The organism is Streptomyces sp. NPDC051219, assembly GCF_040682335.1.
GTDB lineage: Bacteria > Actinomycetota > Actinomycetes > Streptomycetales > Streptomycetaceae > Streptomyces.
The window spans coordinates 81,881-97,247 of the sequence record NZ_JBFBAS010000024.1 but is presented as its reverse complement, the minus strand read 5'-3'; the positions used below and the strand labels follow the sequence as shown (position 1 = coordinate 97,247).

Sequence of the window (15,367 nt, the reverse complement as noted above, 5' to 3'; positions counted from 1 at the left end):
ATTGCAGCCGCGGCAGGCACCCCGGAATCCGCAGTCTCAACGCACGGCGGACGGCCCACCCGGCTCCGGATGCATATTCCGTATGAGCTTCCACTCCGGAACTCCGGCCCTGACGCCCGGATCACTCCGCACATTTCGGCGACTGACCCGCTGTTTCTCTTTCCGGTCGGATCCGCGTTCGCTTTCAGTTTGGCTCGTTCTCGCGATTCTCCGAGCTGCTCATCTGCTTCGGGAATTCCTTGATACGTGCCGCATCGAGGAAGGTTCCGCATGAACCGCACACGCACGAACGACCGCTTCTCCCGCACCCGTACGGGCGGCGGCGCCGGCCAGGGCAGCCGCATTGGCTCGTCGACCCCCAGTCGTTCCGGCGGGCCGAGCCGATCCGGCGGCTACGGCCGCCGGCCCGCCTCGGTGCAGGGTGAGTTCGCGCTCCCCAAGACGGTCACCCCCGCGCTGCCCGCCGTCGAGGCGTTCGCCGGTCTCGACATGCCCGAGCAGCTGCTCGCCGCCCTCGGTGCCGAGGGCGTGACCGTACCGTTCCCGATCCAGGGCGCGACCCTGCCCAACACCCTCGCGGGCCGTGACGTACTCGGCCGCGGGCGGACCGGCTCGGGCAAGACGCTGGCCTTCGGACTGGCGCTGCTGGCGCGTACCGCCGGTCAGCGCGCCGAGCCCCGGCAGCCGCTCGCCCTGATCCTCGTCCCCACCCGTGAGCTGGCGCAGCAAGTTACCGACGCGCTCACTCCGTACGCCCGCTCCGTCAAGCTGCGGATGGCCACGGTCGTCGGTGGTATGTCGATCGGCAAGCAGGTCGGCGCGCTGCGAGGCGGGGCCGAGGTCGTCGTCGCGACCCCGGGGCGGCTCAAGGACCTCATCGACCGTGGCGAGTGCCGGCTGCACCAGGTGGGCATCACCGTGCTGGACGAGGCCGACCAGATGGCCGACATGGGCTTCATGCCGCAGGTCACCGCGCTGCTCGACCAGGTCCGTCCGGAGGGGCAGCGGATGTTGTTCTCCGCCACCTTGGACCGTAACGTCGACCTGCTGGTCCGCCGCTACCTGACCGACCCCGTCGTCCACTCGGTGGACCCCTCTGCCGGTGCGGTCACGACGATGGAGCACCACGTGCTGCACGTCCACGGCGCCGACAAGCACGCCACCACGACCGAGATCGCGGCCCGCGACGGCCGCGTGATCATGTTCCTGGACACCAAGCACGCCGTCGACCGGCTGACCCAGGACCTGCTCAACAGCGGTGTACGGGCCGCCGCACTGCACGGCGGGAAGTCGCAGCCGCAGCGCACCCGCACGCTGGCGCAGTTCAAGACCGGGCACGTCACCGTGCTGGTCGCCACGAACGTTGCCGCCCGCGGGATTCACGTCGACAACCTCGGGCTCGTCGTCAACGTCGACCCGCCGGCCGACCATAAGGACTACCTCCACCGCGGCGGCCGTACGGCCCGCGCAGGCGAGTCCGGTACCGTCGTCACCCTGGTCACCCCGAATCAGCGCCGCGACATGGTCCGCCTCATGTCGGACGCCGGGATCCGCCCGCAGATCACCCAGGTCCGCTCCGGCGAGGCCGAACTGAACCGCATCACCGGCGCGCAGGCCCCCTCAGGCGTCCCGGTCGTCATCACGGCACCGGTGACTGAGCGCCCCAAGCGGAGTGCCGCCTCCCGCCCTCGGCGCGGCCGCCCCTCGCAGTCAACGCGCCGTACCGCCCAGCGGCAGTCCGCATTCGACGCGGCGGCCTAGAACCCCGGTCGCACCGCTCTCCCCTTCTCCCTGTGAGGCCTCATGCGCTGTGTCATCGCCCGGTTCCCGTTCGACCTGACCAAGAGCGGCGTGCTGCAATCGATGAAGGGCGTCAAGCCCGAGCCGGTCACCGGTGAGTCCGTGATCATCGGTCGCCGCCAGTACCCCGTCAAACAAGCGGGTGAGATCATCACCCGCCAAGACCGCAGGGATTTCACCGCCGGCGAAGTCCTCCGGGCCATGGCCCTCCTCGGCTTCACCTGCCGCACCCTCCCCGAGGCCGCACCCGCGCGCGCCCTCAGCCCGTTCAAGCGAGCTTCCGCGATGCTCGGCACTCCTGTGTCCGTCTGACCGACGGGCAGACGCGAGCCGACACCTGAACAGCAATGAGGGCCCGACCGGCGCGCGCCGGTCGGGCCCTCATTGCGTGTCGTCCGGTTCCCGTCGTAGTGGTGGCTCAGTGGTCGGAGTAGCTGAAGTCGCCCATGGTTCAAGCGCTGAGCCCTGGATCGAGACGACCCAACGTGCCGCCCGTCCCCGCGATCCAGAGGCAGCACCTCGCCTGCCCGCGCCGGAAAGATGTGGCGCGAGATGAACCGCCAAGGCCATCGGGTGGCACGGTGCACCGTCGAACGACACCTTCCCGCCGTTTCGTCGACTGGTCCGCGTCCATGTCGAAACAGACCCAACTCGTTCTGGGTGGCGTGGACATGGGCCTGTGGCAGCGGGACCGCGAAGGCCGTTCGCACCCCCCGGGTGAGCTGGTGCCGCACTCGGAGCCGGCAGCCAATACACGCCGTTCAGCTCACCGAGCGCTCGGCAAGGCCAGATCGCGGCGTCGATCGGCTCGGTCGGTGACGCGTACGACAACGCTCTGATCGAGTCGACGATCCGCCTGTTCAAGACCTAGGCCATCAAACCGCAGCGGCCCTGGAAACCCTCTCGCACGTCGAGCCCGCCACCGCCGAGTGGGTCGACTGGTACAACCACCGCCGACTCCACTACTACCGCACCACCACGAAATCCCAGGTCACAGTAACCATCTCGAGTCTCCAGCCAACTCGGGGCGGTTCAGCTTGACGCCGCCTGCCTCGGCTGTGCGCGTCTGCGGGTGTGCAAGGAGGGGCCCGGGCAGGTGACCGTTCCGTGTCACTGGCCGGGTGGGTGGGGGGCAGCTATTCGCCGAGGAGCTTGAGCCGGTACCTGTCGGTGAGTTCTGCGACCCATTCGTCCGAGAACCCGAGACCGTACTGCTCGCCCAGCTCGGCGCGCCGCTGGATGAACTCGGCAGGACCGGCCGCCGTTTCGGCGACCGTGCCCAACTCGTCGAAGAACCGCTCGAAGCCGGCGGGGGAGAGGATCTCCAGGATCCTCGCCGGTTCCGGTCCGGCGTTCCAGAAGGTGTGCAGGATCCCTCGCGGCTTGAGGATGTACGAGCCCGGGCCTGCCGTGGCCTCCTGGTCGCCTACCCGTGCACCGACCCGGCCCTGCAGGACATATGAGAACTCGTCCTCGCGGCTGTGTATGTGTGGCGGTATGAGACGGCCCGGCTCAATCGGGTGCTCGACGATCGAGAACTGGTTGCCGGTCTCCTCGCCCCAGACCTTGAAGTCGACCCCTATGCCCCCGAGCCAGATCGACTTGCCCTCGTCCGGTTCGATCACGAAGCGGAGAGCCCTCATAACGGCCTCCCGGGTGTCGTTTTCACCGTCTCATCCCACCCTATGCCGGGTTCCCGGGAGGTGCCCGGCAGGTCCACCCCGATCATCCCGGGCGTCCGCATCGCAGATCCGTCAGTAGCGTTGGCGGAGGCAGACTCAACGGGCACGGCTGAGGGTGTGCAGGTGGTCCAGGACTCGCCGCCCCGACACCGGACGCTGCCGCTGCGGACAGAGGCATGCAGAGGATCACGCATAAGTCTGGGGCGAGCGCCGTGAACTGGTACGACTTCGCAGCTCAGTTCACCGACGTCCAATGGCGGCGAACTTCTGGCAACAACCGGAAGAAGGTGGCCGAAGCGCTCATGACGGCAACCATCGCCCTTCTGGGCACACGCTGCCAGCCAGGTTCCGGCCCGTCGATGTCCGGACCGCGCTGCGCGAGGCCGCGTTCAACCAACCGCCGCAGTGAGGCTCCGTCCGCGCGTGCCGGTGCTGTTTGCCCCCCTACGCCCGCTGCATCTCGGGTCAGCTCAAGGCTCATCAGAAGCGCATCGAGGCCGGGGGAGACCTGCCCTGCCTGACGGGGGGCGGTTGAGCCGCCGCCCGGCAGAACTTCGACACGTATTCGACAGAGCCACCGCAGAAACCCGGTGACAGCCGGCCTTCGCCGGACCGTTTCCGTGATTAATCGGGTGAGGTCCGGTGGTCGTTTCTGCGCCGCACTACCGCTGTGACCAGCAAAAAGGCCCTCCGCGAGGGAGGGCTGAACGCCGACAGAAAGAGTGCCCCCGGCAGGACTCGAACCTGCGGCCAAGCGCTTAGAAGAGAGTGGTCCAGTTCGCTGTGATCACAGCTCGGGCCTGCTGCTTAGTGGCCTGGCTCGGAGTCCGTGCGGCTTCGTCCCCGTGCATTCACCGGAAGGGAACACTCCGCCGCCCGTCCTCGGGCAGTCAGGGTGGACCTGCGGCCGAGGCACTTGGTTGAAGTGAGGCGTCGTAGCCGGTGCCCTCGGCGACACGAAACTGGCGGATGAAAGGTCTCTGACATCGGCCGGACACGGTCCTGCGCTGGCACCGTGACCTGGTCGCTCGCCATCATCGTCGCCCAGTCCCGGGAGCGACGCCATGGCAGCCGGTCGTGCCGGCCCATCGAACGGGGGCGGGACCGTGACATGGTCCCGCCCCAGACTTCGCTCCGCTCTCAGCGGAGGTGCGCTGACGTCACTTCAGGCCGAAGGCACGGGTGATGATTTGCTCCACGGCATTGCCGTCGGCGTCACGAGCGCCTGCCTTCAGGGTGACGTACCGGGCTCCCTTGGGGGCGTCCAGCTCCGTCCGCCAGCCGCGGCCGTCGGAGGTCCGCTTCAAGGACGCCCGATGCCAGGTGGCGCCGTCGTCGTAGGACAACTGCAGGGTCACGTTCTGGAAGGCGACCGGGGGCAGCTCCGCGTACGCGGTCGGCCACTGGCCCGGCATGGCCGGCTTGACGGTGAACTTTGCACCGCGGTGCGCCTTGCCCGAGAAGTCCGTGTCGACGTCGTAGTCCAGCTGGACCAGCGGCAGGGGCTCCATGTCGTGCGGCGCACCCGCCGCCGAGGTGAAGTCCCAGACCGTCCGGGTGCTGGGGGAGTAGGGGCTGGCCCAGGTGCCCCGGGACTGTTCCGAGACGATCCGGTACGGAAGTCGCTCGGGCTTCAGTCCCACCGCGGTGGCCCAATAGGTGGGCGCCTGCTCGAGCAGGGTGTCGCCCTGGTAGATCGAGGTGCTCGCCTGGACGCCCGGGTGGTTTGTGTATCCCGCGCGGTCGGCGCCCGCGTCGCCCCATCCGGCGCTGACCCACGCAGTCATGAAGTTGCTGAAGCGGCCCAGCATCGAGCTGCCGTACGAGACGCGCGGCCGCTGGATCGGGGAGAACCAGTTCTGCGCCGTGCGGCTTCCCGCACTGTAGTGCTTGTCCGCGGCGATGACCCGGGTCTCGCCGATTACCATCGCGCTCTCCCGGTACTTCACATCGGGGGACACGTAGTCGGTGCGATTGCCTTGGCCCTGACCCGGAAGCTCCGGCCACCCGACGGCCCACCAACCGTTTTCCGGCCACACGTCGTAGCGGAAGTCCGTCGCCTGGGCTGGGCGGTAGTTGCGGAAGGACATGTCGACCCGGGCGAGGTCGCTGGTACGCGGGCGGTAAGCGAGATCTGCCGGGATCTTGTTGTGGTATTTCCCTACCACGTCGTACAGGTACTCGGTGGTCGGGTTGGAATGCACCTGCAGTGACTTCCCGGCCTTGGTGACCTGGGAGATCAGGCGGCGGCCTTCCTCGTAGTCCAGCGTCGCGATGGTCAGCGGCGCGATACTGTCGAAGGCCAGCGGCTCCACGCGGCCGGGGCCGTCGTTGACGACGAGCAGCAGCCCGGCACCGGCTGCAGCTGCGGCTTCGGCCTGGGAGGACAGCGGAACCGTGTCGTTGCGGTCGACCACGACGGCCTTGCCGCGGACGTCACGCCCCTCGTAGTCCGCCTCGGCGCCCTGCCCCACGTGCACGGCCGCCATCCGGTGTGACCCCTTGGACAGGGGCTTCGTCCCGCGCCGCACCAGCAGGTCGCGGTAGGTCTCGCCACCCGCGGAGATCTTCAGCGCGGGCTGCTCATTGCGCCAACGGGTGCGGACTTCGAGGGTTCCGTCGGTGACCTTCGCGGTCGGCACTGCCCAGATGCTGTTCTCCGTGCGCGCCGGGAGGAAGGACCAGTACTGTTCGCTCACGCCGGAGAAGGTCCGCTTGTAGTCGACCCGGAGCGCGGTCGTCTCAGACTCCCGGGGCGTCAGCAGCTTCATCTGGCGAGCCTTGGTGGCGTCGAACTCGACGGTGGTGTCACGGTCGAGCTCGATCTGCGGCGCTGTGAGCAGGGCGCGTCCGCGGGACTGCGGACCCTGAGCGCCCTGGACCTGCATCCAGTAGGCCAGCGACCAGGTGCCGGCGGGCAGTTCAAGGGTGAAGACGCCGGGGTTGTTCCAGTCCTCGAAGTCGATACTCCAATCGCTCAGGTAGGGGTGGGATTCCTGGTCGGAGACCCCCGTCAGGGTTCCGATGTTCTTGTAGATCTCGCCCGACCGGTCCTTGGGTACGACCGTGAGCTTGAAGGTCTGGTTGGCGGTGGCGAAGCCGACGGCAGTATGGGCGAGGCGGGTGCCCGCCGCCGAGGCGTCGATACGTGCGTCGTAACCCTTTCCGGCGGCTGACTTGTCGACGTTCGCGGTCACGGTCACCGTGCTGGTGCCGTGCGCCGGGACGGTGACCTTGTCCTGCGACAGGGTGAACAGGCCGGTCGGGGCCTTCGACGACGAGACCGCGAGGTCCAATGCCACCGGGGCGTCGCCGGTGTTGGTGTACGTCACCGTCTTGCTGACTTTCGTGCCGGGCTCGGCGGGCCAGGCGTGCTCGCCCAGAGCGACCGTGCCGGTGGCGAACAGCGTGGTCTTGGTTGCCGCCGCGGCGTCGACCCGGCCGGCCCCTGCCTGGAAGGCGGTGTATTGCGGGGTCGGCTTGGAGGTGCTGACCAGGGCGTCCTTCAGTTGCTGCCCGGTCCAGTCGGGGTGCTCGGCGGCCAGCAGCGCGGCGGCTCCGGCGACATGCGGAGTCGCCATCGAGGTGCCGCTCAACTTCATATAGTCACCGCCTCCGCCGGCGTGCCGCGAGAGGGCGGCGAGAATGCCGACACCGGGAGCGGTGATCTCGGGTTTGACCGCGCTGTCACCCCAGCGCGGGCCGCGGCTGGAGAAGTCGGCCAGCTTGTCGTTGCGGTCCACGGCACCGACGGTCAGCGCCGCGTCCGCGGCGCCCGGCGTGGCGACCGTCTTCGCCTTCGGGCCCGAGTTGCCCGCGGCGATGGTGAACAGCGCGCCGGTCTCGGCACTGAGCTGGTTGACGGCCTGGCTCAGCGGGTCGGACCCGTCGGATGCGCCCCCACCCAGGCTCATGCTGATGACCTTGGCGCCCGCGTCCCGGGCGGCCCACTCCATACCGGCCAGGATCCAGGATTGGTATCCCTGGCCTTCGTCGTTGAGAACCTTGCCCACGTGCAGCCGAACGCCAGGGGCGACACCCTTCTCCTTGCCGCCGGAGGCCGCGCCGGTACCGGCAATGGTGGAAGCCACGTGGGTGCCGTGTCCTTGGCGATCCACGGCATCCGTTTCGGCGGTCGCCTGTCCCTGGGGACCATCACCGCCGCCGGGGTCCGAGTCCTGTACGAAGCTGGTCGCCTCGGCGATCTGGCCGACCAGGTCGGGGTGACTGTCGTCGATGCCGGTGTCCAGCACGGCGACGTCCACGCCCTGGCCGGTGTTGCCGCCGGCCCATGCCTCGGGTGCACCGATCTGCGCGGTCGAGTCGGCGAGGGTCGCCTCGACCTTGCCGTCCAGCCAGATCTTGGAAATGCCGCCGGCCAGGGTGGGCTTGGGTGCGGGGGAGGTGAGGAGGGTGTCACTGGGGGGCAGCGCGGATGCGTTCACGCCGGAGGTGATCGCCGACCAGAACTCGGTCGCCGTGTCGCGGTCCTCGGCGATGGCAGCACCGTCGATGCTGGAAAGGGAGCGAATCCTGGTCGATCCCCGCGGCGTCGCGCCCTGCTTGCGGGCAGCGGCAGCGCTGGCGTAGGTGACGATGAGCGGCAGCCGGTTCACCTGGGCGTCGTCGTATCCGTCGGTCACCAACTGGGTAACGTTGAAAAGCTCCTTGTCGAGGAGCCCGGCGGAGACATACGGAGCGGCTGACTCGGGATACACATACACGTCTTTGCCGACTCTGGCGGTCTTCGCCGCGATCGGCTCACCATGCGGGCCGGACACCGACACGGTGCCGGCGCCTCCGGCGGCGGGGGTGACCACAGCCTTGTCACCGGTGATCAGGGTGACGGTACGGGGGCTGGACTGCGCCGCCGCCTCGGCAGCCGGACCGAACACACTGGTCGACGCCTTGCTTCCGACCGGCGGTGTGGGCTGCGCGCCTGCGGATGTCGTGGCCGAGATGGGCAGCATGAGCACTGTGACGCCGAGCGCCGCCAGCCTCGCTCTATGAGAGGATATGAAAGGCAATTTGAATCTTCTCCGTTTTACGAGAAGTCAGGTACCAGAGCATCCTCTTACCTTGACTCGCGGTCAGCCATCATGAATCTTGGCGCAAGTTAGACATGGCACAGACGCGCCATCCACGCCAACGCCGCCGAGCTCATCACCCCGTTCCTTCCCCGAGGCATGGTGGACCTCGCCAACGACTCCGGCAGACCCCTCGCCGTCCACGTGACACTCGATGTCCTCGGCCTGGACAAGCAGGACTGGCAGCGGGTCTGTCAAACGTTTGGCTCTGTCTGCGGGGCCGACCGGGCTCGATCGTGGTCCAAGCATGATCAGTCAGTTCATGACGGGGCACCAAGAACGGAGCAACGACCAGCCGACTTTGCGGCCACGACTTGTGCTCCGAGACCCCTGAAATCGTCCGTGGGTCTTCGTCATTCTCAGGTGCTGGCCTGGGGGAACGCCCCCGTGATCCATCCCGCGAATAGGCCGCAGACTCCGACCGAACAGAAGGTCGCCGGATACATCGCCAAGTACGCGACCAAGGCAGCCGAGACCACCGGCACTCTCGACCGCCGCGTCGGCGAACTCGCCGAACTCGACCAACACCGTGTACCCGACCACGCACGGCGTCTCACCGCGCCTGCTGGGACCTCGATGAGCTCTACCCGGAACGGAAGCTGTGGGCCTGGGCTCACATGCTCGGTTTCCGCGGCCACTTCCTGACCAAGTCGCGCCGCTATTCCTCGACGTTCACCGAGCGCCGACAGGTCCGCGCCGACTACCGCGCAGCCGAACAACGCCAAGCCCTGTGCTTGCCTGAGCCGGACACCACACTCCTGCTGGCTGACTGGCGTTACGCCGGCCACGGCCGCACCCCCGGTGAATCCGCCCTCGCCGCATCTATCGCCGAAGACATCCGCATCAACCGAGAAACCGCCCGCGAAGCACTCGCCGACATCGAGGGGGATTGATGGCGACCGCAATTCGCTCGCGGGGGATGCTCACCCTCGCGGAGGTGTGTGAGGAGCTGCAGATCTCGCGCTCGACCTTCTACGACTGGCGGCAGAAGCGGCGCGCTCCTCGCTGCATAAAGCTGCCGAACGGTGACTTGCGGATCCGGCGCAGCGACTTCGAGCACTGGCTCGATGATCGTGAGGACGGTGTCTGATGGAGACCTCCTACGACATCAGGATCTACAAGATCCTCACTTATAAGGGAAGCCGGAAGACGTCCCACACGGTGCGCTGGGTCGTCGCTGGGAAGGCGTACCGCGAGCCGTTCGCCACGTTCGCCCCCTGGCCGACTCCTTCCGGTCAGAACTGGTGGCGGCGACTCGCCGCGGGGAGGCTTTCAACCTGACCACAGGGCGGCCCGTCTCGCATAGGTCCGGGGCGAGCGACGTGAACTGGTACGACTTCGCCGTCCAGTTCGCTGATGCCCAATGGCGACGGACCTCCGGCAATAACCGGAAGAACGTGGCCAAGGCGCTCATGACCGCAACCGTCGCCCTGCTTCACAGTCCACTGCCGGCCAGGTTCCAACCCGTCGACGTCCGGACCGCGCTTCGCGAGTTCGCGTTCAACACCAACCTCTCGGCAAACGGGTGTACGACCTGCGTCACACCTGCCTGACGACGTGGCTGAACAATGGGGTCCCGCCGGCCCAGGTGGCGGACTGGGCTGGCAATAGCGTTCCGGTGCTGCTAGCCACGTATGCCCGCTGCATCTCCGGTCAGCTCAAGGACCACCAGAAGCGCATTGAGACCGGAGGAGACCTCCCCGGAAGAACCGACGGAATGCTCTGACCCTTGGGTACGCGGCCGCCCCGATCCACAGGCGGCGGGGGGAACTGGTGATGGGCAGCCGGATCGGTTGGCCTTGAGCGCGGTACCCCTGCCCGCTGCCGACGCTGGTACGCCAAACGGGCCACGTACACATCTGGCCCGTCCGTCCCTTCTACTCCGCAGAGCACATTCAGCCGTTCTCCGGCGGCCAAAGTTATGAGGAAACGAAAAATCCTCGGATTCTTTCCGAGGCAGAATTCATATGCCCAATGGCCAGGTGCGGCCGATTTCTCGGCACCGTGCCGGGCCGCCGCGCGTGAGACGGCCCGTACCCTTTCTTCCCTGCGGGCATTCGGCAGTCCGGCTGGGTAGCCGTAGCCGTCGGCTTACCACCCAGCCGGACTGCGAACCGTAGGCACCGTCCTCGGCAATCGGCTCTGATCGCGTGAGCACCTTGCCGTACCTGTCGCGCTTGTCAGTAGTGCTTGTTGTAGTGCTTGTAGTGCTTGTAGTGCTTGTAGTGCTTGTCGTGGTGCTTGTGCTTGCCGTGGTGCTTGTGCTTGTCGTGATGCTTGTCGTGGCCCTCGACGACGCTCACGACCGACGCGGCGGGCATGGGAGACGCCATCGCGGCGGAGGCCGGCAGGATGACGGCACCGGAGAGCAGGGCACCCGAGGCGAAAACCGTCGCGAGGCGGAAGCCCCGCCGCTTGGGGCCGGCGTCGTTGTGGGTGTGAACATTGCGGGTCATGAATTTTCTCCTACCGATAGAGAGGTTGCTGACACTCCCCGGAAACCGGGGTGACAATCGGCGGACCGGTTTCCGACCGGCAGCGCCGTGCCGGCATAACCGGCGATTCGGTGAGAAGGAGCATCCTCGGCGAGGAATTCCGCCTTACCGTGCTGCCTCGTTGCCTTTCCGGCGAGGCCCGCACTTCAAGTAAGCCCGACCGGCCCGGCAGGGTCACGTTCCGAGGACTCGGGACTTGACGCATCCGGAAGCGTCAGGTAGCGGCAGCGTGGAAGGGCCACAGGGCGGGGGCGGACTCTGATCCTGCGCCGAGCCGAGCGACCACTTCCGTCACCTCACGAGCCGCATCTCCTCAGTTCCCCGCCTTGGCGGGGGAGGGCTGAACCGTCCGGCAGGACTTCGACACGTATTCGACACGGCAACCCGCGGAAACCCGGTGACAGCCGGAGAGCGTCGGACCGCTCCCATGATCAGCCGGGCGCGGTCCGACGGTTGTTTCTGCCCGACGGGACCGCTTTGACCAGCAAAAAAGCCCTCCGCGAGGGAGGGCTGTGATGTGTGCCCCCGGCAGGACTCGAACCTGCGGCCAAGCGCTTAGAAGGCGCCTGCTCTATCCACTGAGCTACGGGGGCCGGAAGGTGGCCGTGGTGGCCTGGAGCCCCGCGAGGGGGTGGGACCGTGACCTTGCCGGATCAAGGATAGGGCTCCGGTTGCCTTGCCCCGGCCGCTTCACCCGCGTGGCACGATGTGGAGGTTCGGTGAAGCGATCCCGATAATCGCAGGCAGGTGCGAATCCTGCAGCGCTTTTGGCTCCTCACGCCCCGGGTGTTGTGTACTCGTTATGCCTGCGCCCCAGTCGTCCCTTCTGTCCCTGGTGCGGGATCGGCGCGCAGGGGCCTCCATACGCTTCAAAAAGACGCCAAAATTGGGCATTCTTCGCATGTGGTGACCATGGATGTACGGCCTCAGCTGCTTGAAGCACTCTCCGCCCTGCGCGACCGAGTCGCTGCCGTGCGTCTTCCGCTCCCGCTTCCGGGGGCGCCACTGGCGCGGCAGGCCCGGGCCGAGCTGCTCGCACAACTCGACGACTACTTGGTGCCCCGTCTCACGGCCCCCGAAGCCCCCCTGCTCGCCGTCGTCGGCGGATCCACCGGGGCCGGGAAGTCCACGCTTGTCAACTCCCTGGTCGGACGGCAGGTCAGCGAGGCCGGGGTGCTTCGCCCCACCACCCGTACCCCCGTGCTGGTGTGCCATCCCGAGGATCGCCACTGGTTCGCCGATATGCGCGTACTGCCTCAGCTCACCCGCGTATGGCGGCCTCACCAGGAAGAACGCGGCACTGGGCGGGAACTGCGGGTCGAGACCGTCGTCAGTCTGCCGCGCGGGCTCGCGCTGCTCGACGCGCCCGACATCGATTCGCTCGTCGTCGAGAACCGCACGCTGGCGGCCGAGTTGATCTGCGCCGCCGATGTGTGGGTGATGGTGACGACCGCCTCCCGGTACGCGGACGCCGTGCCCTGGTACCTGCTGCGTACGGCCAAGGAGTACAACGCCACGCTGGTCACCGTGCTGGACCGAGTGCCGCACCAGGTGATCAACGAGGTGTCGCGGCAGTACGGCGCCCTGCTGACCAGAGCCGGGCTCGGCGACGTCCCCCGCTTCACCATTCCCGAGTTGCCCGAGTCGACCGGCGGCGGCGGGCTGCTGCCGGGCAACGCTGTCGCACCCCTCGCGGCCTGGCTCGCGCACCGGGCGCAGGATCCAGCGGCCCGGCAGCAGGCGGTGGGGCGTACCGCGGCCGGGGTCATCGCCTCCCTGAACACGCGGATGCCCGGGCTCGCCTCGGCGGTGGCCGCTCAGCACGCCGCGGCGGTACGGCTGACGGGGGCCGTCGACGACGCGTACCAGCACGAGGGTCGGCGGGTGCTCGGCCGGCTGAGGGCGGGCGCGGTACTCGCGGGGGACGCGTTGACGCGTTGGCGCGGATTCCCGCTGGACACCACCGCCGGTGAGCTCCTCGACTCCCTGGTGGACAGCCTCAGCGCGCTCCTGCAGTGCGCTGTGGCTGCCGCCGACGAGCGCATCGCCGAGGCGTGGCGCGGGGAGCCGGCGTCGGCCGCGGTCAGGAGGGACGGCCCGGACAGGGAGGCGGGGGAGCGCATCGGCATGACCGTACGACGTTGGCGACGGGTGCTGGAGGAGCTGGCCGAGGAGGAGGTACGGCTGATGGAGCGCTCCGCCGCTCCGGATCCCGAGGCCGTCGCGGCCCTGCTCGCGGCGGCCCTGCTCGGCGGCCAGCGGGCCCGCACGGCCGGGGAGCGGCTGGCCGAGCGGATCGGCGCACAGGGGGCCCTGCGGCTGCGCGACCGTGGCGGCGAGCTGCTCACCACGCATCTGGACCAGGTACTGCACGCCGAGCGGGATCTCCGGCTGGCGCCGCTCGACGCACTGGAAGTGACACCGGAGCCGCAGGCGGAGCTGATCGCCGCCCTGTCCGTACTGCAGAAAGAGTGGTGACCGCGGTGACTACCCCGGACGACCAGCCCGAACACGACGAGACCCGCTGGGACGACGGCCTGATCGCCCGGCGGGTGCCGGACGCCAAAGCGGACGTGGACGCGGAGTTGGACGAGGAAAGCCGCCTCCTGGTCGATCTCGGCCTGGACGGGAACAGGCGGAGCGGCGGCCCCGAGGAAGAAGCGCGCCGCGCGGAGGAGGAGCGTTCCGCGGAGGCCTGGGGCGGGCCTCTCCGGGTACGGCTGGACGCCCTGCGGGAACTGATCGGACTCTCCCACACCCGCCTCGACGGCAAGACCCTCACCGAGGCCGGGAGGGTGCTCGACGAGGCAGCCGCCCGGCGCGGACTCTCCTCGCAGCACACCGTCGTCGCCATCGCGGGGGCGACCGGGAGCGGTAAGTCGACCCTCTTCAACGCCCTGGCCGGAGTGCAGATCTCGGAGACCGGGCTGCGCAGGCCCACCACCGCCGCGCCCATCGCGTGCAGTTGGACGGACGGCGCCGCCGGACTGCTCGACCGACTCGACATCCCGGGACGGCTGCGCCGCCGGCCGCAGCACGGAGGGGAGTCGGACGAGGCGATGCGCGGGCTCGTCCTGGTCGATCTGCCCGACCACGACTCGGCCATGGTCACGCACCGCCAGCACGTCGACCGGGTACTGGCCCTGGTGGACGCGGTGATCTGGGTCGTCGACCCCGAGAAGTACGCCGACGCCGTACTGCACGAGCGCTATCTCCGGCCGCTGGCCGGGCACGCCGAGGTCACCTTCGTCGTACTGAACCAGGTGGACCGGCTGCCGGGCGAGGCCGCGGACCAGGTGCTGGACGACTTGCGCAGGCTGCTCGACGAGGACGGTATGGCGCTCGGCGAACACGGCGAGCCGGGGGCCACCGTGCTGGCGCTCTCCGCCCTCACCGGGGAAGGCGTTGATGAACTCCGGGAGGTGCTGGGTCAGTTCATCCAGGAGCGGGGCGCCGCGACCCGGCGGCTCTCCGCCGATGTGGACAGGGCGGCGTGGCGGCTGCGTCCCGTGTACATGGCCGACGGCCGACCGGAAATCGGTGCGGCGGCACGTGAGGAATTCGAGACCCACCTCGCGGAGGCGGTGGGTGCGCACGCCGCCGGGCAGGCGGCGGAGCGCGCCTGGCGGCGGAACGCCGGGCGGGCGTGCGGTACGCCGTGGCTACGACTGTGGCGCTGGTACGAGGCGCAGCGCTCCCCGCGGGCCGTGGCCCGCTCGCTGATCCCGTCAGCCCCCGCCGAAGAGGGGATCACGGCGCGCCAGCGGGTGGAACAGGCGGTGCGTACGGTCGCGGACGACGCGGCTGCCGGGCTGCCGGTCCCGTGGGCGCAGGCGGTGCGCGAGGCGGCGGTACGGGGGGCGGAGGGGCTGCCCGAGACGCTGGACGAGTTGTCGGTGACGGCCGGGGTGCCGCGCGGGCGGCCGCCGCGGCCCGCCTGGTGGCCGGCGGCGGTACTTGCCCAGGCGTCGATGACGCTGTTGCAGATCTACGGCGGGCTGTGGCTGCTGGGTCAGATCATCGGCGTGTTCGAGCCGGCTCTGCTGCCGCCCGTACTGCTGATGCTGGCCGGAATTGTGGGAGGGCCCCTGGTGGAGTGGACGTGCTCGATGGCGGCCCGTGGCCCGGCGCGGCGGTACGGCCAGGACGCCGAACGGCGACTGCGGCAGGCGGCGGCCGGGTGCGGACGGGCGCGCGTACTGGAGCCGGTGGCGGCGGAGTTGCTGCGGTACCAGGAGGTGCGGCAGCAGTACGTGACGGTGGCCGGGTTGTCCACAACCGGGCGGTAGTCCACAGGCCCGAG

9 protein-coding genes, 1 tRNA gene and 2 pseudogenes are annotated in these 15,367 nt (G+C 68.8%); 8 read left to right on the top strand and 4 right to left on the bottom strand.

What is annotated here, in order from left to right; genetic code table 11:
* Window positions 1-270: 270 nt before the first annotated feature.
* From AB0M62_RS24645 to AB0M62_RS24635, 3 genes and pseudogenes are all read left to right on the top strand, one after another.
* Window positions 271-1,761: a DEAD/DEAH box helicase gene (locus tag AB0M62_RS24645; protein WP_366076449.1), complete on the top strand. Its 1,491-nt coding sequence runs from the start codon at window positions 271-273 to the stop codon at window positions 1,759-1,761.
* 42 nt (window positions 1,762-1,803) lie between these two features.
* On the top strand, window positions 1,804-2,112 hold the full coding sequence (locus AB0M62_RS24640) for an SCO5918 family protein (protein WP_366076448.1): 309 nt from the start codon (window positions 1,804-1,806) through the stop codon (window positions 2,110-2,112).
* A 487-nt stretch (window positions 2,113-2,599) separates the two neighbouring features.
* Window positions 2,600-2,760: pseudogene (locus AB0M62_RS24635) on the top strand (integrase core domain-containing protein); the annotation flags it as partial.
* A gap of 176 nt (window positions 2,761-2,936) precedes the next feature.
* On the opposite strand, the gene AB0M62_RS24630 reads toward AB0M62_RS24635, so the two are convergent.
* Both AB0M62_RS24630 and AB0M62_RS24625 read right to left on the bottom strand, forming a co-directional pair.
* The gene (locus AB0M62_RS24630) at window positions 2,937-3,443 is read right to left on the bottom strand and encodes a cupin domain-containing protein (RefSeq protein ID WP_366076447.1); all 507 of its coding nucleotides are present in this window, start codon (window positions 3,441-3,443) and stop codon (window positions 2,937-2,939) included.
* A 1,199-nt stretch (window positions 3,444-4,642) separates the two neighbouring features.
* On the bottom strand, window positions 4,643-8,452 hold the full coding sequence (locus AB0M62_RS24625) for a S8 family serine peptidase (protein WP_366076446.1): 3,810 nt from the start codon (window positions 8,450-8,452) through the stop codon (window positions 4,643-4,645).
* A 444-nt stretch (window positions 8,453-8,896) separates the two neighbouring features.
* Between AB0M62_RS24625 and AB0M62_RS24620 the strand changes: the two are divergent.
* The 3 genes and pseudogenes from AB0M62_RS24620 to AB0M62_RS24610 all read left to right on the top strand — a co-directional run.
* Window positions 8,897-9,462 (top strand): annotated as a pseudogene (locus AB0M62_RS24620) (replication initiator); the annotation flags it as partial.
* Complete coding sequence (locus tag AB0M62_RS24615; protein WP_366076445.1) at window positions 9,462-9,659, top strand: helix-turn-helix domain-containing protein; 198 nt, start codon at window positions 9,462-9,464, stop codon at window positions 9,657-9,659. The pseudogene AB0M62_RS24620 and the gene AB0M62_RS24615, both read left to right, overlap by 1 nt.
* Complete coding sequence (locus AB0M62_RS24610) at window positions 9,659-9,850, top strand: hypothetical protein (protein ID WP_366076444.1); 192 nt, start codon at window positions 9,659-9,661, stop codon at window positions 9,848-9,850. Before AB0M62_RS24615 ends, AB0M62_RS24610 begins: the two co-directional genes overlap by 1 nt.
* Window positions 9,851-10,749: 899 nt before the next feature.
* Here the strand turns inward: AB0M62_RS24610 and AB0M62_RS24605 are convergent.
* Together AB0M62_RS24605 and AB0M62_RS24600 are read right to left on the bottom strand one after the other, a co-directional pair.
* The gene (locus AB0M62_RS24605) at window positions 10,750-11,025 is read right to left on the bottom strand and encodes a hypothetical protein (RefSeq protein WP_366076443.1); all 276 of its coding nucleotides are present in this window, start codon (window positions 11,023-11,025) and stop codon (window positions 10,750-10,752) included.
* 559 nt (window positions 11,026-11,584) lie between these two features.
* A tRNA-Arg gene (locus tag AB0M62_RS24600) sits at window positions 11,585-11,657 on the bottom strand.
* Window positions 11,658-11,976: 319 nt separating this feature from the next.
* Between AB0M62_RS24600 and AB0M62_RS24595 the strand changes: the two genes are divergently transcribed.
* Both AB0M62_RS24595 and AB0M62_RS24590 read left to right on the top strand, forming a co-directional pair.
* Window positions 11,977-13,542, top strand: coding sequence for a dynamin family protein (locus tag AB0M62_RS24595; RefSeq protein WP_366076442.1), 1,566 nt, complete (start codon window positions 11,977-11,979; stop codon window positions 13,540-13,542).
* Window positions 13,539-15,353, top strand: coding sequence for a GTPase (locus AB0M62_RS24590; protein WP_366076441.1), 1,815 nt, complete (start codon window positions 13,539-13,541; stop codon window positions 15,351-15,353). Before AB0M62_RS24595 ends, AB0M62_RS24590 begins: the two co-directional genes overlap by 4 nt.
* Window positions 15,354-15,367 lie beyond the last annotated feature (14 nt).

What these genes read in the sequence shown, in the direction of transcription:
- AB0M62_RS24645 (WP_366076449.1), top strand. Translation starts at nt 271, where the DNA reads ATGAACCGCACACGCACGAACGACCGCTTCTCCCGCACCCGTACGGGC.
- AB0M62_RS24640 (WP_366076448.1), top strand. Translation starts at nt 1,804, where the DNA reads ATGCGCTGTGTCATCGCCCGGTTCCCGTTCGACCTGACCAAGAGCGGC.
- AB0M62_RS24630 (WP_366076447.1), bottom strand. Translation starts at nt 3,443, where the DNA reads ATGAGGGCTCTCCGCTTCGTGATCGAACCGGACGAGGGCAAGTCGATC.
- AB0M62_RS24625 (WP_366076446.1), bottom strand. Translation starts at nt 8,452, where the DNA reads ATGCTGCCCATCTCGGCCACGACATCCGCAGGCGCGCAGCCCACACCG.
- AB0M62_RS24615 (WP_366076445.1), top strand. Translation starts at nt 9,462, where the DNA reads ATGGCGACCGCAATTCGCTCGCGGGGGATGCTCACCCTCGCGGAGGTG.
- AB0M62_RS24610 (WP_366076444.1), top strand. Translation starts at nt 9,659, where the DNA reads ATGGAGACCTCCTACGACATCAGGATCTACAAGATCCTCACTTATAAG.
- AB0M62_RS24605 (WP_366076443.1), bottom strand. Translation starts at nt 11,025, where the DNA reads ATGACCCGCAATGTTCACACCCACAACGACGCCGGCCCCAAGCGGCGG.
- AB0M62_RS24595 (WP_366076442.1), top strand. Translation starts at nt 11,977, where the DNA reads ATGGATGTACGGCCTCAGCTGCTTGAAGCACTCTCCGCCCTGCGCGAC.